Below are 20,802 nucleotides of genomic sequence, written 5' to 3'. Positions count from 1 at the left end.
AAAGGGGGATGCTTATGAATGAATTGCTTATAACGTGTTTTCGGACCTTTTTTATGTATGTACTGCTTTTAATAGTTTTGCGTATTATGGGAAAACGAGAAGTTGGAGAGCTGAGTGTGATTGATGTTGTCGTCTTTATCATTATGGCGGAGGTCGCAGTTTTCGCTATCGAAGAGCCACACAAAAAACTGATATTGTCGATTATACCAATTCTTATCCTTCTCGTTATTCAGTTTGTATCTTCCTATATATCATTAAAAAGTAAAAAGTTTAGAGATCTAGTGGACGGTGACCCAACGGTTATCATTCGAAATGGAAAAATAATTGAAGGTGCAATGAGGAAACAACGTTATAATTTGGATGATTTGTTTCAGCAACTAAGAGAACAACAAATTGGTTCCGTTCATGAAGTTTCATTTGCCTTTTTAGAGCCTTCTGGCAACCTTTCCGTATTTAAACACGATGGCATTCAACCTGTTTTAGCGCTTGTTACGGATGGTGTTATTCAAAGCAGGCATGTTGAAATAATTGGGAAAACAGATGCATGGTTAATTAATGAGTTAAAGTCGCAAGGCATTAATGACAGTGCACAAGTATTTTATTGCTCCTATGAAAATGAAAAAATAAAGTATCAGCTAAAAGAAAAGTATCAATGAATTTTCAGCAGCTTTTTGAATAATAGAAAGTCCTTTCTTTTCACTTGACCTGTTAAAATGAGAATAGCTAGAAGGAACAATGACGTGATCGCGCACTCCGTAAAAAGTCCGAAATCACCGATGGGAATGAATATAGGACGTGCAATGGCCGTTATTATGAAAGCCGCGTAAGGCAAAGCAAACATCGAAAATCCAGTCGCTGTTGCTTTATTTTTCCGAAGTGTTGCAATGTGAAGAAATGAAGTAATCAGTACACCAAAACCAATGGCAAGGACGGCGCCAGTTTCTTGGAGTCCAGGTTGAGAAGCGAGTATGAACATCACCCCAAGTTTTGCAATTCCCCCATATACCGAGTTCATCATTCCGGCTTTGGCATCCCCAGTGGCTTGCAAAATAGAGTATAAAGGACTTTGGATATAATAAAAAAAGAAAATAGGTGCTAAGAGGGACATGTAAGAACCCCCTTCTGTAATGTGAAATAACTTTTCCGCAAGCGCCTGTCCGTGAACGAAAAATACGGCAGCGGCAAACGTCCCCGTTAACGCTGACAACCGAAGCGCCAAGTGAATACGTTCTTGAAGTTTCTTTTTGTTTGTAGACGCTACGGCGCCACTTACCGCGGGGACAAGAACAACGGACAGCGCGTAAGGAATAAAAGCTGGGAAAAGCAAGAGAGGTATAAGAACCCCTGAGATAATTCCATATAAAGACGTTGCTGCCACAGCTGTAATACCGGACAAAGAGAGGGCACGTAAAAAGATGATTGGTTCAAGAAACCACGTAAATGTTCCAAATAATCGACTACCAGACGAAGGCAATGCGACAGCGAGAATGGGTTCAAAGGGATAGTTTTGTACTTTTTCGTTGCTAATTGGACTGCGTCTTTTTTGCTGTTTATATTTGAAGAAAAGATAAATAACCGAAGCCGCTTCGGCAAAAAGCGTGATTACCATGGCATATGCTGCGTTCATAGCGGTACTGTCGGGAGATAAAATGACTGGCAAAAACCAAGTAATAAGCATAATTCGGAAAAGTTGCTCGATAATTTGAGACCATGCAGTTTCTTCGATACGGGCAATTCCTTGGAAGTATCCGCGTATAAGTCCGCCGACTGCAGCGATTGGAACAATCGCGATTCCCGCGTATAATGCAGACGCAGACGCCGGATTGCTTAGTAGTGTCCCCGCTAAATAAGGAACAAAAAGAATAGAAACCGGAATAAAAACGGTAGCAGTTAGTATCGTAATGAATGTCGCGCTTTTCATAACCGAAGGGATTTTAGCGGACTGACCTTTCGCATCAAGTTCAGCAATTACTTTAGCGATTGCGATAGGAACCCCAAGTTGCACAAGGGATAGGAAGAAAATAAATGCAGGGTAAGCCGTCATATAAATCCCGACTGCTTCTTCGCCCGCGATTCTCATAAATTGAATACGGTAGATAAATCCAAATAATTTAGAAAGAAAAACTGCAGCCATTAATATCACCGTGCCGCGGATGTATGAAGCCAAATTGAACAACTCCTTCTCAATTCCGTCCATTTCATATACACTAAACCTATGCATAAAAGTTCTCGGATACGACAGTTCATGAAAGGAATGAAGAAGATGGAACTCCAATTTGAACAAATCTATACCAATATGCTTCCGGCAATTGAAAGCAAAATGACCGAATTCCATCTATACGGTTATACAACAGTAACGGAAGTAGATATATGGACATATTGTGTCCAAAAGAAGTGGCGCAATAAAGACGTCAGTTCGATGCGGACGTATGAGATTGCAAATGATATACTACAATTATTACCTGCGGCTTTTATGACATTTATTCAGATTGAAGCGCAACGAAGTTCCGACTGGTTTTCGGATCTTAATAGCGATGAGCTGCAAAATTTACTTAAGAAAGAAAAACCAAGAACAAATAAGTTATAGAAAAGCATAACTCTATTTGACACGCTGAAACTCCTGTTTCATAATTAGGTTTATTGTGTTTTAGAATGTACATAGTATTTTGCGCGGCTTTCACATTTAGAGGGGGAAATTTTATTATGAAAACAAGAGGACGGATACTATCGTTCTTGCTTTTACTCGTCATATTTGGAGCGACGATTGGAACAACAGCAAATCCTATATTAAAAACTGTAAAACTGGGGCTTGACTTACAAGGTGGATTTGAAGTTCTTTATCAAGTCAAACCACTTAAAAAAGATGGACCGGAAATTACGGAATCCGATGTTAAAGATACAGCAGATGCCCTGACAAATCGGGTTGACGCGCTCGGAGTCAGTGAACCGAATATCCAAGTGGAATCGGGTAACCGAATTCGTGTCCAACTTGCCGGAGTAGAAAATCAAGAGTCTGCACGGGAACTGCTTTCCACTCAGGCAAACCTTACGTTTAGAGACGTGAATGATCGTTTACTTCTCGATGGGACTGATTTGAAAGAAGGAAAGGCAAAAGCGGATTTCGATGACAAAGGATATCCTATTGTCACTTTAGAAATGAAAGAAGCGGACAAGTTTGGTGAAATAACGACAGAAGTTTCTCAAATGGCTCCGAATAACCAATTAGTTATTTGGCTTGATTTTGAGGAGGGTGTCGACTCATTCGCAGCCGAAGTACTAAAACCAGATCCGAAATTTGTTTCAGCACCGAATGTTCAATATCCAATACATTCATCAACGGTACAAATTTCAGGTTCATTCACCGTAGAAGAAACGAAGCAGCTAAAAGGAATTTTGAATGCGGGTGCATTGCCTGTTCACCTTGAAGAAGTCTATTCGACATCAGTCGGGGCTCAATTCGGTGAACAAGCGTTGAACAAGACGGTCAATGCGGGAATTATCGGTATCGCACTTATTTTTGTGTTCATGCTGTTATATTACCGACTGCCAGGTTTAATAGCAGTTGTTACGTTATCGGTTTATATTTTCCTAGTTGTACTTGTGTTCACGCTCATTAATGGTGTGCTAACACTGCCAGGTATTGCGGCACTTATGCTCGGGGTTGGTATGGCTGTCGATGCAAATATTTTAATGTATGAACGAATACGTGAAGAATTGCGTGTTGGGAAATCTGTGAAGACGTCGTTCGTAGCAGGGGCGAAGTCATCGTTTACTGCAATTCTTGATGCGAATATCACAACACTGCTTGCAGCGGTTGTTCTATTCATTTTCGGGACAAGTTCCGTTAAAGGATTCGCCCTCATACTCATCATCAGTATTCTTGTCAGCTTTTTGACCGCTGTATGGGGATCACGTTTACTTTTAGGATTGCTAGTCAATAGTGGCTTGCTTGATGGAAAAACGGGATGGTTCGGTATTTCGAAAAGCAAAGTGCATCCTATTGAAGATGAAATTGAAACATTAGAACTGACAACGAAATTTGACCGTTTGGATTTTGTTGGGACAAGAAAAAGATTTTATACGATTTCGGCAGTATTGCTAATTACGGGTGTTGTTGTGCTCGGTATTTTTAAATTAAATCTAGGTATCGACTTCTCCAGCGGTACACGTGTTGAAATCCTCGCTGATCATCCAGTGGCAAGTGAAGATATTACTAAATACCTTGAGGAAATTGGACATCCATCAGATGACATCGTCATTTCAGGTGACACGGGTAATATGGGTGTCATTCGCTATAAAAACGACTTTAAACAAGGAGAAGTAAATAAATTCAAATCGGATATTGCAAAAGAATATGGTGTAGACCCGAATATATCAACGGTTTCACCTACGGTTGGTAAAGAACTTGCGAAAAATGCAATTTCTGCATTGCTTTACGCCATGCTCGGCATCATAATCTATGTTGCTTTCCGTTTCGAATGGCGGATGGGCGTCGCCACGATTATTGGACTGCTTCACGACGTGTTCTTCATGGTAGCTATATTTAGTATTTTGCGCCTAGAAGTCGATATTACATTTATCGCTGCGGTACTTACGATTGTTGGTTACTCCATCAACGACACGATTGTCACATTTGACCGTATACGTGAAAATATTAATCATCGCGGACGGATTGATAATGTAGCAGAACTTGCAGATATCGTGAACAAGTCGTTGCGTCAGACACTTGGACGTTCCGTGAATACTGTACTTACAGTTGTTTTTGTTGTCGTAGCATTGATGTTACTCGGAGCAGAATCGATTCAGACGTTCTCAATCGCTCTTCTGATTGGACTCATTGCAGGAACGTATTCTTCGATTTTCATTTCTGCCCAAATTTGGTTTGATTTGAAAAAACGCGAAATCAACAAAAAAGGTGCAATTAAAGTAGATGAAACGAAAAAACAATGGGGTTCAGACGAACCGGTTGTATAAAAGTTTCACTCTAATATCGAACGGGGTATAATTACATATACCCTGTTTTTTTATGCTGGAAAGGAGAATGTCCAATGAAGGTTCAGTGGGAATTGGTATTAGGGCTTTTGTTTGCAGTTATCATTGCCGTATTTGCTGTTGTGAATGTCGACGCGGTGCAAGTCAACTATGTTTTTGGAAAAGCCGAGTGGCCACTTGTCCTTATTATTTTATGTTCAGCTTTGTTAGGTGCAGCAATTAGTATGTTTATTGCAATGTTTAAAGGGATACAATCGGGTCGTCGCATTAAAGAATTACTAAAAGAAAACACCGAAAAGGAAATATTAATTGCAGGCCAACAAAATGAACTTGCCGAACTCCAAAAGGTTTCGAGTAAGACGTTATCGAAAAAAATTCAAGTCGAAGATAGTTCGAACTAACAAGATGCACCGTTACGGATTCATTTCCGGAGACGGTGTTTTTTATGGGTTTCCATTGTGTAGTAGGTCGTCGCTTTAAGAACGACCAGCCTTCCGTTATAATGAATAAGAGGATGTGAAAGTTTTGATTGAATCAATGAAAAAGTGGTCGATTAAAAGACCGAATGAACAAATTGTGAACTTGTTAACAGCGGAATTAGGCATCCCGACGGTTCACGCAAAGATATTAACTTCAAGGGGAATAACAGACCCGAAGGCAGCGAAATCTTTTTTACATATGGATGAATCATCTATTCATGATCCATATTTACTATATGATATGGAAAACGCAGTTGCATTAATTCACAAAGCAATACAAAGCGATAAGAAAATAGCTATCTACGGAGACTACGATGCCGACGGAGTAACAAGTATCACTGTGCTAATGACGGTTTTGGAACAACTTGGTGCAGACGTATTCTTTGTGATACCGGATCGATTTGAACACGGATATGGTCCGAATAAAGACCTTTTCCAGGAAATATATGAAAAAGGGGCTTCTTTACTCATTACGGTCGACAATGGCGTTTCTGGTGTCGATGAAGTGGCTTTTGCCAAAACACTCGGGATGTCCGTAATTATTACAGACCATCACGAAGCGGGCGAACAGTGGCCGGAAGCGGATGCAATTATTCATCCGCGGCATCCTAAAGGAACGTACCCATTTGATGAACTTGCAGGTGTCGGTGTCGCTTTTAAACTTGCCAGTGCCCTTCTTGGTGAGGCGCCTTTAGAGCTTTTGGAACTTGTTGCAATTGGTACAGTTGCGGATCTCGTTCCGTTACGCGATGAAAACCGTTATTTTGTCAAAGAAGGCATTAAAAGAATGCGTACGTCAAAGAGACCCGCAATACAAGCGCTTGCAAGGGTTGCAGGAGTCGAACAATCGGGTCTTACGGAAGAGTCAATCGGTTTCATGATTGCCCCACGCATTAATGCCGTAGGGCGCTTAGGCGATGCGTCGCCCGCGGTTGATTTATTGAAGACGATGGATGTAACAGTTGCTACGGGTCTGGCGAAAGAGCTGGATAATTTAAATAAAGAAAGACAGGCAATTGTATCTAAAATGACCGAAGAGGCAGAAGAAATGATTGCGGGAATGTATGGCGATACGATTCCACTTGTCTACGTCATTGCACATGAAGGCTGGAACTCTGGCGTTGTAGGCATTGTAGCCTCACGCTTAACAGAAAAATATTATCGTCCTTCGATTATTCTTTCGGTCAATCCAGAAACAGGTATAGCAAAAGGTTCCGCGAGAAGTATCGAAGGATTTAATATGCATGCAGAACTTACCAAAAATGCACATATTCTTCCACATTTCGGAGGACATCCAATGGCCGCGGGTATGTCATTAAACATTACGGATATTCAGGCGTTGCGCACAAATTTGAACCTTCAAGCCGAAAGTATTTTAACCGATGAAATGTTAAGACCTTCGCTAGGCATTGATATTCCACTTACGATTGATGAGATTGATGTTGAGGTACTTGAATCACTTGAATTACTGCGTCCTTTCGGAATGGGGTTTGTAAAACCGGTTTATATGTTGGAAAACTTGTCCGCAAAATCGGTGCGCAAAATCGGTGCCGCGAAAAATCATCTGAAGCTTGAGTTAGCAAATGGTGGGGATACGTTGGATGCAATTGGCTTTGGTATCGGCCAAATTGCGGATCATATAACGCCGGGCGCAAATTTATCCGTTGCGGGCGATTTGCAAGTGAATGAGTGGAATGGCAATAAAAAACCACAATTATTAATCAGTGATATTAGGTCCGATGAATGGCAGTTATTTGATTTACGTGGTATCCATGAACCATCGAGATGGTTGCATACGATTCCGAAAAACCGCACGGTATTTATCGCATTTCAAGAAAAGACAAAAGCATATTTTAAGCCATCGATAAATGATATATTTATGTATGAATACGGTAAAGATGAAATGATAGATGCCGATAATATCGTTTTTCTTGATATACCAAACGATTCCTCTTTGTTGGAAACGATCGTGAGAAGTGCAAATCCAGACCGTGTATATGCACATTTTTATGTGCCTGAGTCAAAATACTTTGATGGTTTACCAGGGCGCGAACAATTTGGATGGTATTATAGTTTCTTGAAAACACGAGGTAGTTTCGACTTTGTTAATAATGGTGAAAAATTAACGAAACATAAAAGTTGGAAAAATGATGCGGTTTATTTCATGACAAAGGTGTTTTCTGAGCTAGGATTTGTTAAGATAGAAAATGGTTTTGCATCTGTTGTCGAAGCACCTGGTAAACGTGATTTGGCAGAAGCTCCCGCATATAAAGAGCGTGAGCAACAAATGGAACTTGAAGAAAGGCTGCTTTATGCACCTTATATGGAATTGAAAAGATGGTTCGATACATTTCGTAACGAAGCTGTCGATAAGGAGGAACAACAATGAATTTGAAAGACTATGTAACAATCGTTCCAGATTATCCGAAAGAAGGTATTAGCTTCAAAGATATATCGACTATAATGGATAATGGAAAAGCGTATAAATTTGCAACAGATGAGATTGTTAAGTTTGCTCATGAAGTAGGAACTGACATTATTGTGGGGCCGGAAGCACGGGGCTTTATCATCGGCTGTCCAGTCGCTTATGCGCTTGAAGTTGGTTTTGCACCTGTTCGTAAACCGGGTAAATTGCCACGCGAAACAATCAGCGTAGAATATGATCTTGAATATGGGAAAGATACACTTTCAATCCATAAAGACGCCATCAAACCAGGACAGCGCGTACTGATTGTCGATGACTTACTGGCTACGGGCGGTACGGTAGGCGCGACAATCGAACTTGTGGAAAAACTTGGTGGAATTGTTGCGGGATGTGCGTTTCTCATTGAATTATCTTATTTAGACGGAAAAGAAAAGCTAAAAGGTTACGACATGCGTGCTCTAATTACTTATTAATAAATAGTCCTCTGCTTAACTGCAGGGGGCTTTTCTGTAAAAAAGTTAAACAGGAGCGTTATTATATGAAAGTATTTAAAAAAATACATATTAGTCTCCGAACTTGGCTAACACTTCTCGTTTGCGCAGTTGTACTTGTCTCATTATCAGTAACGGGCTATTTGATAGGAAGTAAATCAGCCGATAACGCGAGGGAGTACCAAGCAGAAAAAGTTATGGATTTGGCGAGTACAATTAGTCATACAAAACTTGTTATTGACGGCTTAACGGGAGTGGGTCCGAAAGAAGATATCCAATCTTTTACTCGCGCGGTTCAAGCCGATACAAATGTGGAATATATTGTTGTCATAAACAAAGATCATATCCGTCAATCCCATCCGGTTGAAGAACGAATCGGTCAATATTTTGTTGGCAACGATGAAGATAGAGCTTTTGAAGGGGAAAGTTATACTTCGATAGCGCAAGGAACACTTGGCGAATCGATGCGAGCATTTGCGCCTGTATGGTCTGGCAATGAGATTGTTGGTGTCGTAGCTGTAGGTATTTTATTGGACCAAATTCAGTTGACTGTGTTTCAAAGTGTGCAAACGAGTTACATAGGAATTGGTGTTGGCCTTTTAATTGGCGTTATTGGGGCTATCTTTTTGGCAAGACGGGTTAAACAAACATTATTTGGTCTTGAACCGAGGGAAATCGCTAAGCTGCTTCGCGAGCGCGAAGCAATGCTAGAATCTGTAAGAGAGGGAATTGTAGCGATTAACGATAAGGAGGAAATTGTTGTCGCAAATCAAGCAGCAATTCATCTTTTTCAGCAGGCAGGGTTAGCAGAACATCCGATTGGTCAAAAAGTTCAAACCTATTTACCACCCTCACTGTTAAAAGACGTGTTGTTAAATGAAAGGCTTGTGTATGATCAAGAGCAAAAGTTGAATGGAATCGATATTATCGCCAACAGAGTCCCGGTTGTGTCGAATAATCATCTTGTAGGGGCACTTGTTACTTTTAGGGATAAATCCGAAATCACTTCACTTATTGAACAACTTTCGGGTGCAAAGGCTTATGCGGAAACGTTAAGAGCACAATCCCATGAATTTATGAATAAGCTCCATGTTATTTCAGCGATGGTTCACACGAAGTCCTATGAAGATCTGAATGAATACACGACTTACCTTTCCGATACGTACCAAAAGGAAGGCGGATCTGTTTTTCGTATTGTAAAAGATCCCGTGATTGCTGGGTACTTATTAAATAAGCTTAATGAATTCCGAAAATCCAATTTTGATGTTGAACTTGCAGGTGAGAAGCCATTGCCTATTTTAAGGAAAATCGAACAAATGGACAAAATAATCACGATACTTGGTAATTTATGCGACAATGCGTATGAGGCAGTAAATAATCAGGAAGAAAAAAGCATTCGAATGACGATTAATTATATCGACAATGAATTCCATTTTAGTTTAAAAGATAATGGTTACGGTTTAGTTTTAGGAAATGATGAAGGATTATTTGTAAAAGGATTATCCACAAAAGGTGAAAATCGGGGATACGGTTTATATCTCACAAAGAAAGCACTTGATGACCTTGGAGGTACGTTGGAAATTACCTCGGTAAAAGGATATGGTGCGGAGTTTCATGTCAAAATTCCATATGAAGGTGAAGCCGAATGATTGACGTACTAATTATTGAAGACGATCCGATGGTAGCGAAATTTAATTCGATTTACTTAAAAAGTATTCCTGGTTTTAACGTTTCGGGATTAGCTAGCAATGTTGAAGAGGGAAAAATGTTTTTAAAACGAAACCGGGTGGATCTTATCCTTCTCGATGTTTATATGGGAGCGACTACCGGATTAGAGTTTTTAGTAGAATTAAGAAATGAAAGAAACCCCGTGGATGTGATTATTATTACGGCAGCGAATGACAAGGCGTCCGTCCAAATAGCTCTTCGATACGGTGCCGTCGATTATCTTATTAAACCGTTTAGTTTCGAACGTTTTCAAGACGCCCTATTACAATTTCAACGCCATTTCCAATTGCTTAAAAGTACGTTAACAGTTAGTCAAGATGAAATTGATTCGTTTCTTCTCATGCCAGAAAGAACAGATAAAGATATGTTTGACCTCCCAAAAGGGATGACAATCGTTACATTTTCCCGTATTGTTAAGCAAATTATTAATCGAGAAAAGAATAAGTTCTCTGCTGCGGAACTGGCGGAAGAAACCGGAATTTCACGTGTTTCCGTGAGGAAATATTTAAACCATTTAGTTGAAATAAACTTGTTAGTAGTGGATGTTGTGTATCAAGAAACCGGACGCCCGCTTCATAGGTACAAAATAAATATAGAAAAAATGGATATACTTCATTCATTTATTACAAAGTAAAGCAACGGAAGGATTCTTCTTCCTTTGTTTTTTTAGTTACAAAAGGGTTAGATTAGTTATATAAGATATATTTCCTTCATTTCAAACTTTATAGTTAACACTAATAAGTGAAAGCGTTTTCAAGGAGGAGAATGAATCATGAGAGAAATGGCCACAAATGTATGGCAAGGTCTTTGGCATTCACATAGACAAACGAAAAACTTGTTAAATGTCTTTGCCTATAAGAAAAATAGTAAAGTAGTTAAAGAAAATCTTCATACAAAGGGGGCTAGTCAAGATGCTCCTCAAATGCCCCAGGAACCATTAAATAAAGAGCACAGACAAGCTTACTCAAAAGCACAACTGATTGGATTAATTCTTGGTCCGTTATTATTTGTATTGACAATGTTTTTCTTTTCACCTGAAGGAATGAGTCCAGAAGCGAAAGCTGTATTAGCGGTAACGTTATGGGTCGCAACGTGGTGGATAACAGAGGCCATTCCAATTCCGGTTACATCGCTATTGCCAATATTTTTACTGCCGGTAACGGGTGCGTTGGACGCAGATACAGTTACTTCGGCATATGGCGATGACATTATCTTCTTATTTTTAGGTGGTTTTTTCATCGCAACTGCTATGGAAAAATGGAATTTGCATAGACGAATGGCTTTGGCAATTATTGCATTCATCGGTACAAGTACCCAACGGATTTTACTAGGTTTCATGGTTGCAACAGCATTTCTTTCCATGTGGGTATCGAATACAGCAGCTGTAATGATGATGATTCCAATGGGATTGGCAATTACCGCGCAGGTCGCTTCAGCATTAAAAGGCAGACCCGAAGAAAGAGATTTGCCGAAATTCGAGAAAGCACTAATCTTTGGGATTGGATATGCGGGAACAATTGGTGGTCTAGGGACACTTATTGGTACACCACCCAATATTATTTTAGCGGCACAAATTAAACAGCTATTCGATGTAGAAATATCATTTGCTGGTTGGATGATGGTAGCTGTTCCAATTGTTATTGTACTTCTTCTATTTACATGGATTTACTTAGGGAAATTTGCATTTAAAATGAGTATAAAAGGATTACCCGGAGGACAAGAAGTTATCCAGAATGAGCGCAAAGCACTCGGGAAAACATCATTCGAAGAAAAAGTGGTCGCTGCGGTGTTCGCTTTTGCAGCCTTCATGTGGATCACTCGCGAATTCATATGGATTTCTATTATTCCCGGTTTAAAAGATGGAATGATTGCCATAATTTCGATGGCTCTTTTATTTGTTATACCTGCTTCGAAAAAATATGGAACACGTATACTTGATTGGAAAGATTCTAAAGAAATTCCATGGGGTGTTCTTCTACTATTTGGAGGTGGACTTGCGATTGCGGCTGGTTTCCGCCAAACGGGATTATCTGAGTGGATAGGAACACAACTTACTTTCTTTGACAGTTTAAATCTAATAGCAATTATCGCACTTTCATCATTACTTGTTCTTGTATTGACGGAATTTACATCGAATACAGCGACAGCGACAATGATCCTGCCAGTTTTGGCTGCTCTTGCAGTATCATTGAATATTCACCCGTTCGCATTAATGGTTCCCGCTGCAATGGCTGCAAACTGTGCATTCATGTTGCCGGTTGGAACACCGCCGAATGCAATTATATTTGGTACTGGAAAGCTAAGGATTATTGAAATGGTTCGGGTTGGATTTATCATTAATATATTTGTACTTGTATTAATCATTATGGCTACTTATTATTTACTGCCACTTTTCTGGGGAATCGATTTACATGTTGTTCCGTTAGAATTCATCAAGTAAACATCACTAGAACGATATTTTGGAAACAGGTAAAGGCCGAATACAAAGTAGCATTGGCTACTTTGTATTCGGTTTTTTAATATAGTAAGAAACGTTTCTACTTATTATAGGTTGAACTTATGATTTACACGTAATCTCCAGCCAAGGCGACTACTGGGGTAGCCGAAGCAATGAGCCATCCCCTAGCGCCAAGGGGGAAGAGGGAGTTGTTGTGAGGAGGATCCTTTAGTTCAGCTTATATAGGTGGCCCGAAACTTCTTAAGCGCTATCTCTCATTTAAAATGGCGATGTAGTACATTTTTAGTCGTTCTGGTATAAGCGTTGGGTTAAAATGTGGTACAATTTATAGTAGCATTACTAACAGGAAGTTGTTGATTGAATGGATACGAAGACGTATGCGGTTGTCGATTTGGAAACGACGGGTCATTCCTCAGCTAAAGGTGATCGGATTATTCAAATCGCAATCGTATTTATAAAAAATGGGAAAATAGCGGAGAAGTATGCCCGATTTGTTAATCCGGGTCAAAAAATTCCTGCATTCATCCGTCAATTGACGTCTATTTCCGATGCAGACGTGGAGGATGCACCTTATTTTGAGGATATAGCAAAAGAAGTGAGTGCCCATCTAGAAGGCACTGTTTTTATTGCCCATAATACGGATTTTGATTTATCATTTCTCCAAGCAGAGTTTGCCCGTTGTGGAATTCCGCTATGGACGGGTAAAAAAATGGACACAGTCGAATTATCGAAAATTATTTTCCCGGCTTCACCAAGTTACCGATTACAAGATATTTCTGAAGAACTTGGGATTCCGCTTCCTTCTGCGCACCGTGCTGATGACGATGCGGAAGCAACTGGACATCTTTTTCTGGCATGTTATGAAAAGCTTAAATTGCTACCTGAAGATACGTTGAATCTTTTACATCGCCGTTCATTCCAGTTAAAAACGGATGTGTCAACTCTTTTTCACGAAGCATTGAAAGTAGCACGAAAGAAAGGTACCAGTGACGCATATTCAAACTTTCGGGGGATACCGTATCGGAAAATCGGCAGGGCGGAATATACGAACTCCAAAGAACTTATTTATCCTTCAGATGACGAAGTGAAAACAAAGTTATTCAAAACCGGATTTCCTGGGTTTGAACGCAGGGAGCAACAATTTAGATTTATGGACTTGGTTTGGGAAACGTTGGAAAGCGAATCTGAAGTCATCGCGGAAGTACCAACAGGAATAGGGAAAACGGTAGCTTATTTATTGCCCGCTGCTATCCGTTCAATTGAAACAGGAAAGCCCGTTGTTATAAGCACTTTTACGAATCACCTTGCCGATAAAATCCAAAGTGATGAAATTAAAAGACTGAATAAGATGTTAGGTGTGGACATCACAGCGACAGTGTTAAAAGGTAGGGAAAAGTATATTTCTCTTGGAAAACTAGAGGAATTGCTTAGAATTGCAGACGAATCATACGATGAAACCCTTACAATTATGCAAATTCTCGTATGGCTTACTGAGACAAATTCCGGGGATTTAGATGAATTGAATGTTTCTGGAGGAGGTCAGCTGTTTGTTGACCGTATCCGTAAGCAGTCAAATGTAATGGCACCCGACGAGCAAATCGCCGATTACCATAGCGTGTTGCTAAATGAATGCTCACATTCAAACTTAATCATTACGAATCACTCGATGTTGCTTGCCGATCTTAATCGGGGGCAAGTGTTATTTAATTCATTGGCGGGTCTTGTAGTCGATGAAGCCCACCAGTTAGCGCAAACTACGTCCCAACTCAATCAGACGGTTTTTTCTTATACGAATTGGAAATATGTCATGGGGCAAGTCGGTTCAGACACGGACGGCCAATTGCTACAACAAATATTTGAACTTAGTACACGGTTCGGTACATCTACGAGTAGAACTAAAGAAAATCTTGGCATGTCATTTGAAAGCTTTACGACTACCTTCGATGCAGCGGTTGGAAGTATTGCCTATCACAATCCGCCTTTGAAAGATAAACAAAAAGGAAATCGTAAAATCTATTCACTCGCAGGATTAAAAAATGCAGAAGTCTATTTTGAAAAAGTTGCCGTAGCGATGTCCGATTATCTAGACAAAGCGGATGCCTTGACGAACCAATTAGTTGTTCATAAAGAAAATATGACACTTACTGAGCAAGCTATTCTTTCAGAGTGGAATTATTGGATTCGTGAAATTAAAATTAAAGCCGGCGAATGGATTGAGATATTTTTAGATCTGGATGCGACTGAGTTTACAGTTTGGGTCGAAAAGGATAGGCGGAGTATTCCGGGAAGCCTGTCAGTTATTAAACATCCAATAGATGGGACTGCTACTATTACAAAGTTAGTAGACCGTATGAAAATGGAGAATACAGGAATTGTCTGGACATCCGGAACATTGTCGATAAAGGATAATTTAAGATACATTCCAAACCAATTAGGACTTGATGGGGCAGTTCCATTAGTAACATTTGATGCTCCGGCTCATTTTTATGAAGGAGCGGAAATATTTATTGTTGCCGATATGCCTGATATTCAACAAGTTTCCCAACCGGATTATATTGAAGCAGTTGCTGATACAGTTATTCAAACCGTTATGGCGACAGGCGGAAGGTTGTTTGTCCTATTTACTTCACAAGATATGTTGCGAAAAACCTATGACCTAATTATGGAGAGCGAGCAGTTGGATGAGTATGCAATTTTCGCACAAGGCATCACATCCGGAAGCCGCATGAAGCTGTTGAAATCGTTCCGGCAATACGATAATTCAGTTCTGTTTGGAACGAACAGCTTCTGGGAAGGTGTCGATGTGCCTGGCGATGCACTTACTGCAGTCATCGTTGTCCGTCTGCCTTTTTCATCACCAACGGACCCTATATTTAAGGCGAAAGCAGCAAAGTTAACAGAACAAGGTCTGAATCCTTTTGCTGAGTATGCATTACCAGAAGCGGTAATGAGGTTAAGGCAAGGTTTTGGTCGACTGATCCGAACATCTTCAGACAAAGGATATTTCATCATACTTGATAAACGGATTGAGACGAAATCGTATGGTTCTCGCTTTATAGAATCACTACCGAAAGTGCCCGTAAAAAAAGTATCGCTTGAAGTGATGGTGAACGAGCTTGAAAATTGTTATAATAAACAAGTATGACTAAGAAAGCAGGCTATCCAATGAATTGTAAAAACACGTTTTACGAAGTACAGGAAGTGAAAGATTATGCTAAATTGGATTAAATTTATAACTGTTTTTCTTTTCGCCTTGTCATCCATTATCATAGTTACTGTTTTCCTTACCGCAAACAAACCGATGGCTTCTGCAAAAAAGTCGGCAATCGAAACAGCCATTCAGTCTGGTCAAATCGTCACGGCGGACTACGCACAGCTTTACAATGGAATCCATTCTGGAGTGACTGTTTTTGGTGCGGATAAAGATGGTGAAAAAAAAGCGGTATTTATCGACGAAATAAAAAAAGACGAATTTAAAGAAGTGAAAGTTTCAGATGGAATTACGGCAGACCAAGCGGTGAAGATTGTTAGTGATGAACTTAAAGTATATAAAATTCTTCACGCAACGCTTGGTATGGAGGAAGTCGGTGCCGTCTGGGAAGTAGCATTCAAAAGTGAAAACGGTAAACTAAGCTATGTTTATGTAGTGTTTGAAGACGGACAATGGTGGAAAAGAATTTTAAATTTATAATGATGATTTAAAAGTGATTTCCACCGAACTTTTCAATAAGTATCTATTAGGGAGCGATTGGATTGACTAAAAAATTAGCCTCACGAGTAAGTACACTAACACCATCAACAACACTTGCTATTACTGCGAAAGCGAAAGAAATGAAAGAATCAGGAATTGATATCATCGGACTTGGTGCTGGAGAGCCCGATTATAATACTCCAGAAAATATACTCCAAGCAGCATATCAATCTATGATGGATGGAAAAACAAAATACACACCGGCTGGTGGACTACCTGCATTAAAAGACGCAGTTATTGAGAAGTTGAAAAGAGACCAAAATCTAACGTTTGCAAGAAATGAAATAATGATTGGAATTGGGGCAAAACACGTTTTATTCACGCTATTTCAAGTCATTTTGGATCCGGGTGACGAAGTTATCATCCCAACGCCATACTGGGTAAGCTATCCAGAGCAAGTGAAACTTGCAGGCGGAGTACCGGTACATATCGAGGCAACTGCAGCAGCACAGTTTAAAGTGACTGCTAAGCAAATAAAAAATGCCGTTACTAGTAAAACAAAAGCTATTATTATTAACTCACCGGGAAATCCAACTGGAATGATTTACTCTGAAGCTGAGCTTCAAGAGATTGCAGATGTTTGTAAAGAAAAGGATATTTGGATTGTTTCGGATGAAATTTATGAGAAACTAATTTATGGTGGTCAGAAGCATTTTTCAATCGCTCAATTATCGGACGATGCAAAACAGCGAACGTTTATTATTAATGGCGTTTCAAAATCACATTCCATGACAGGTTGGAGAATTGGGTATGTAGCCGGAGATGCAACGGTTGTCAACGCAATGACGGATCTTGCAAGCCACTCTACTTCGAATCCTACGACGACATCGCAGTATGCAGCAGTCGAAGCGTACAATGGTCCACAGGATACTGTTGAAGTGATGAGGAAAGATTTCGAATCTCGACTTGAAAAAGCATATCCGCAACTTGCAGCCATTCCGGGATTCAACGTTATTAAGCCACAAGGCGCTTTCTATCTTCTCCCGGAAGTAACGGAAGCCTTAAAGCATACGGGCTATAAAAACGTAGATGACTTTGCGGAAGCACTATTAACGAAAGCGAATGTGGCAATTATTCCAGGTTCAGGATTTGGTTCCCCGAACACAATCCGACTTTCCTATGCAACATCAATTGAGCTAATAGAAGAAGCGATTCGAAGAATTCATGCATTTGTAGAAGAAAACTGGAAAGAATAACAAAGGCGAAAGTTATCCCCCAAGCGTTAAGCGTTTTTAGGGAGATTCTTTATTTCAATGTATATTATATAACGAAAAAATAATGAGTTAACTTTTGGAGGTTGCTATGAAAACGATTATGATTCAAGAAATGCCAAATCATTTGGGCGAAACGGTTCGAATTGGTGGATGGCTAGCAAATAAACGGTCAAGTGGTAAAATTGCATTTTTACAATTACGTGATGGTTCTGGATTTGTCCAAGGTGTCGTTGTAAAAGAAGTAGTCGGCGAAGATATATTTGCAAAAGCACGTGCGATTACACAGGAAAGTTCTTTGTATATTACGGCGGAAGTAATAGTAGATGAACGCTCTAGCTTTGGCTATGAACTTCAAGTGAGTGATGTCGAAATCATTCATGAAGCAGTTGACTATCCAATTACTCCGAAAAAACATGGAACCGAATTTCTAATGGATCACCGTCACTTATGGCTCCGTTCACGCAAACAACATGCGATTATGAAAATACGCGATGAAATCATTCGTTCAACGTACGAATTTTTCCACATGAATGGCTTCACGAAAATAGATCCACCGATTTTGACAGGTTCTTCACCAGAAGGTACTTCAGAACTATTTGAAACAAAGTATTTCGACGAAGATGCGTATCTTTCCCAATCTGGTCAACTATATCTGGAAGCAGCAGCAATGGCTTTAGGAAAAGTGTTCTCATTTGGACCAACATTCCGTGCGGAGAAGTCCAAAACACGTCGTCATTTAATTGAGTTTTGGATGATTGAACCTGAAATGGCATTTGTTCAATTTGAAGAAAGTTTAGAGGTGCAAGAACAATACATCACACATATTGTTCAATCAGTGGTTGAAAATTGTCCGCTTGAACTTGAAAGATTGGATCGCGATTTATCTAAACTTGAAAAGATTAAAGCGCCATTCCCAAGAATTTCATATGACGACGCGATTACGTACTTAAATGATAATGGATTCGATGATATTAAATGGGGAGACGATTTCGGAGCACCCCATGAGACGGCAATCGCGGAAAGCTTCGACATGCCGGTATTCATCACTCACTATCCGATTGGGATAAAACCATTTTATATGCAGCCACATCCGGAACGGGATGATGTCGTTTTATGTGCGGACTTAATCGCGCCTGAGGGATACGGCGAAATTATCGGTGGTTCGGAACGTATTTATGATTACGAGCTTATGAAACAGCGCATCAAAGAGCATAATTTGGACGAATCTGCATACGCTTGGTATCTTGATACATGTAAATACGGTGCAGTTCCGCATTCGGGCTTTGGTCTTGGATTAGAACGTACGGTAGCGTGGATTTCAGGTGCAGAGCACGTCCGTGAAACGATTCCATTCCCACGGTTATTAAATAGGTTATACCCTTAATATCGAAAAGACTGTTTAAAAATTTCGATGGAGATTGCTGTAAGATTACATCAGTAGCTTACTTTGTGCTACTTAGTACTCTTCGGCCTTTTCCATCCTCTTTTTGAACGTATATTATAAGAGAGGAGTTCGGACATGCAACACGAAGATCGACTCCGAATTTGGATTGAACAGGGAAATGTGAATGTTTCTCAATTGTTTTTTAGCAACTATAAAAGTTTAGGTATAAATGATTTAGATGCCATGCTTATCATGCAAATGACCTCCTTTAAAGCCGCCGGAAATGAATTTCCAACACCATCCGATTTTTCAAAACGTATGAGCTTGACGGAAAACGAAGTGTCTATGATCTTACAGCGTTTAATGCAACATGGTTTTCTTCGAATTGGACAAAGTGAAGATGCATCTGGTGTCTTATACGAAACTTTCTCGTTACACCCTTTGTGGAGCCGCTTAACAGATAAAGTTGTGCTAGCTGAGGAAGAGGTAGAAAAGGGTCACCAAGAAATGTCTGAAGGCGAGATTTTTAAATTATTTGAGCAGGAATTTGGCCGCTTTTTATCACCAATGGAAAGTGAATCTATTTCAATGTGGCTAGATGATGATGGACATTCTGTCGAAATTATTCGAGCCGCATTAAAAGAAGCAGTACTTGCCGAAAAACTAAGTCTTAGGTATATAGATCGAATTCTTTTCGAGTGGAAAAAGAAGAACGTCAAAACATTGGACCAAGTTGAAAGCCATACGAAAAAATTTCGTAGTGTAGGAATACGTCCTTCGCAACAAAAGGAAAGAGTGGCCACAGTAAAACGAGTCCCGTTTTATAATTGGCTGGAAGAACGAGATTAGGGTGAGGGAATGCTAACGAAGAAGTTATGGGAATTTAGTCTTGAAGAGTTTGGAAGAATGTTTCCGGACGCACATTGCGAATTAGTGCATGAGAATCCGTTTGAACTATTGGTTGCAACATTATTATCTGCCCAATGCACAGATGTCCTCGTCAATCGAGTGACTGCAGAACTTTTTAAAAAATACAAAACGCCAGAAGATTATATAGCTGTGGACGTTGAGGAACTGCAAATTGACATCCGTTCGATTGGTTTGTATCGGAACAAAGCGAAAAATATTCAAGGGCTTAGTCAAATACTTATTGAACAATTCAATAGCGAAGTACCAGCGAATCGGGATATACTGATGACTTTTCCAGGCGTTGGCAGAAAGACGGCAAATGTCGTTGTATCGAATGCATTTGGCATTCCGGCGCTCGCCGTAGATACGCATGTAGAGCGTGTTGCAAAACGTTTAGGCATGAACAGGTGGAAAGATTCACCGCTTGTCGTGGAAGAGAAAATTATGCGTTGGACCCCGAAAGAAAATTGGACGGATACACACCATCAAATAATTTTTTTCGGTCGTTACCATTGCAAAGCAAAGAATCCTGGTTGTAGTGTTTGTCCCTTGTTATCGATTTGTCGAGAAGGTAAGAAAAGGATGAAAGCGGAGGCTGAATAAAGTGAACCGTTTTGACAAGACAGAAGTAGCTCCTTACTATGAAAAATGGGAATCGATCAAAGAACAAATTAAAGCATTTTTCGCTGTTCGGGATCCGCAAGCCGTTGCATTAATGGAAGAAGCAATTCAAAATTATTCTGACCTTCTTGAATTTGGCGGGAAAGAAAAAGGTGAGCGTAGCGGGCTTTATGAGTATACTCTTTTCCCGTTAAATGGAGACGAACGATTTGAATTTGTAAAAGCTCGTATTAGGAGTCATTATTCTTACATTCAGCTTGACGCATTATATGCTGAAACGAGAAAAAAAGCAGCAAGGTTATCAATAACTAAAAAGAAAAGCTGAAGTCTTTACGCTATAAATGCGTTAG

The 20,802-nt window shown here is 39.9% G+C and carries 17 protein-coding genes; 16 read left to right on the top strand and 1 reads right to left on the bottom strand.

Translation table 11 applies throughout. The features are described 5' to 3' along the window. The first annotated feature begins 14 nt into the window (after nt 1-14). Nucleotides 15-656 carry a DUF421 domain-containing protein gene (locus tag KSU66_RS07825; RefSeq protein ID WP_269050865.1) on the top strand — a complete coding sequence of 214 codons (642 nt, stop codon included), beginning with the start codon at nt 15-17 and terminating at the stop codon, nt 654-656. Here KSU66_RS07825 and KSU66_RS07820 read toward each other — a convergent pair. Then, nucleotides 650-2,167 (bottom strand): putative polysaccharide biosynthesis protein, encoded by a 1,518-nt coding sequence (locus KSU66_RS07820; RefSeq protein WP_269050864.1) that lies wholly within the window; start codon nt 2,165-2,167, stop codon nt 650-652. The genes KSU66_RS07825 and KSU66_RS07820 overlap by 7 nt on opposite strands. A 96-nt stretch (nt 2,168-2,263) precedes the next feature. Here KSU66_RS07820 and KSU66_RS07815 point away from each other — a divergent pair, with 96 nt between their 5' ends. The 15 genes from KSU66_RS07815 to KSU66_RS07745 all read left to right on the top strand — a co-directional run bounded on the left by KSU66_RS07815 (nt 2,264) and on the right by KSU66_RS07745 (nt 20,777). Further along, the gene (locus tag KSU66_RS07815; RefSeq protein ID WP_269050863.1) at nt 2,264-2,587 is read left to right on the top strand and encodes a post-transcriptional regulator; all 324 of its coding nucleotides are present in this window, start codon (nt 2,264-2,266) and stop codon (nt 2,585-2,587) included. A 116-nt stretch (nt 2,588-2,703) separates the two neighbouring features. Beyond that, nucleotides 2,704-4,974, top strand: coding sequence for a protein translocase subunit SecDF (gene secDF / locus KSU66_RS07810; RefSeq protein WP_269050862.1), 2,271 nt, complete (start codon nt 2,704-2,706; stop codon nt 4,972-4,974). Between the two features lie 74 nt (nt 4,975-5,048). Continuing rightward, a complete protein-coding gene (locus KSU66_RS07805) occupies nt 5,049-5,393 on the top strand; it encodes a LapA family protein (RefSeq protein WP_269050861.1) in 345 nt (114 codons plus the stop codon). A gap of 124 nt (nt 5,394-5,517) precedes the next feature. Continuing rightward, nucleotides 5,518-7,860, top strand: coding sequence for a single-stranded-DNA-specific exonuclease RecJ (recJ, locus tag KSU66_RS07800; protein WP_269050860.1), 2,343 nt, complete (start codon nt 5,518-5,520; stop codon nt 7,858-7,860). Continuing rightward, nucleotides 7,857-8,369, top strand: coding sequence for an adenine phosphoribosyltransferase (locus tag KSU66_RS07795; RefSeq protein WP_269050859.1), 513 nt, complete (start codon nt 7,857-7,859; stop codon nt 8,367-8,369). Before recJ ends, KSU66_RS07795 begins: the two co-directional genes overlap by 4 nt. Nucleotides 8,370-8,434: 65 nt before the next feature. Continuing rightward, nucleotides 8,435-10,036: a DcuS/MalK family sensor histidine kinase gene (gene dcuS, locus KSU66_RS07790; RefSeq protein ID WP_269050858.1), complete on the top strand. Its 1,602-nt coding sequence runs from the start codon at nt 8,435-8,437 to the stop codon at nt 10,034-10,036. Next, nucleotides 10,033-10,749, top strand: coding sequence for a response regulator (locus KSU66_RS07785; protein ID WP_269050857.1), 717 nt, complete (start codon nt 10,033-10,035; stop codon nt 10,747-10,749). The genes dcuS and KSU66_RS07785 overlap by 4 nt, the downstream gene beginning before the upstream one ends. Nucleotides 10,750-10,887: 138 nt before the next feature. Continuing rightward, nucleotides 10,888-12,555, top strand: coding sequence for an SLC13 family permease (locus KSU66_RS07780; RefSeq protein WP_269050856.1), 1,668 nt, complete (start codon nt 10,888-10,890; stop codon nt 12,553-12,555). A gap of 379 nt (nt 12,556-12,934) precedes the next feature. Then, the gene (dinG, locus tag KSU66_RS07775) at nt 12,935-15,718 is read left to right on the top strand and encodes an ATP-dependent DNA helicase DinG (protein WP_269050855.1); all 2,784 of its coding nucleotides are present in this window, start codon (nt 12,935-12,937) and stop codon (nt 15,716-15,718) included. A gap of 66 nt (nt 15,719-15,784) precedes the next feature. After that, complete coding sequence (locus KSU66_RS07770; RefSeq protein WP_269050854.1) at nt 15,785-16,264, top strand: cell wall elongation regulator TseB-like domain-containing protein; 480 nt, start codon at nt 15,785-15,787, stop codon at nt 16,262-16,264. A gap of 62 nt (nt 16,265-16,326) precedes the next feature. Further along, nucleotides 16,327-17,520 (top strand): pyridoxal phosphate-dependent aminotransferase, encoded by a 1,194-nt coding sequence (locus KSU66_RS07765; RefSeq protein WP_269050853.1) that lies wholly within the window; start codon nt 16,327-16,329, stop codon nt 17,518-17,520. Between the two features lie 106 nt (nt 17,521-17,626). Next, a complete protein-coding gene (gene asnS, locus KSU66_RS07760) occupies nt 17,627-18,922 on the top strand; it encodes an asparagine--tRNA ligase (protein ID WP_269050852.1) in 1,296 nt (431 codons plus the stop codon). A 135-nt stretch (nt 18,923-19,057) separates the two neighbouring features. Then, nucleotides 19,058-19,771: a DnaD domain-containing protein gene (locus tag KSU66_RS07755; protein ID WP_269050851.1), complete on the top strand. Its 714-nt coding sequence runs from the start codon at nt 19,058-19,060 to the stop codon at nt 19,769-19,771. A 9-nt stretch (nt 19,772-19,780) separates the two neighbouring features. After that, nucleotides 19,781-20,434, top strand: a complete 654-nt coding sequence (nth, locus tag KSU66_RS07750; RefSeq protein ID WP_269050850.1) for an endonuclease III — start codon at nt 19,781-19,783, stop codon at nt 20,432-20,434. Nucleotide 20,435: 1 nt separating this feature from the next. Next, nucleotides 20,436-20,777, top strand: a complete 342-nt coding sequence (locus tag KSU66_RS07745; RefSeq protein ID WP_269050849.1) for a YpoC family protein — start codon at nt 20,436-20,438, stop codon at nt 20,775-20,777. Nucleotides 20,778-20,802 lie beyond the last annotated feature (25 nt).

It is taken from the genome of Sporosarcina sp. G11-34 (assembly GCF_026931025.1).
Note: the sequence above shows the minus strand (reverse complement) of the source record. Positions and strands in the feature narration are given on the sequence as shown.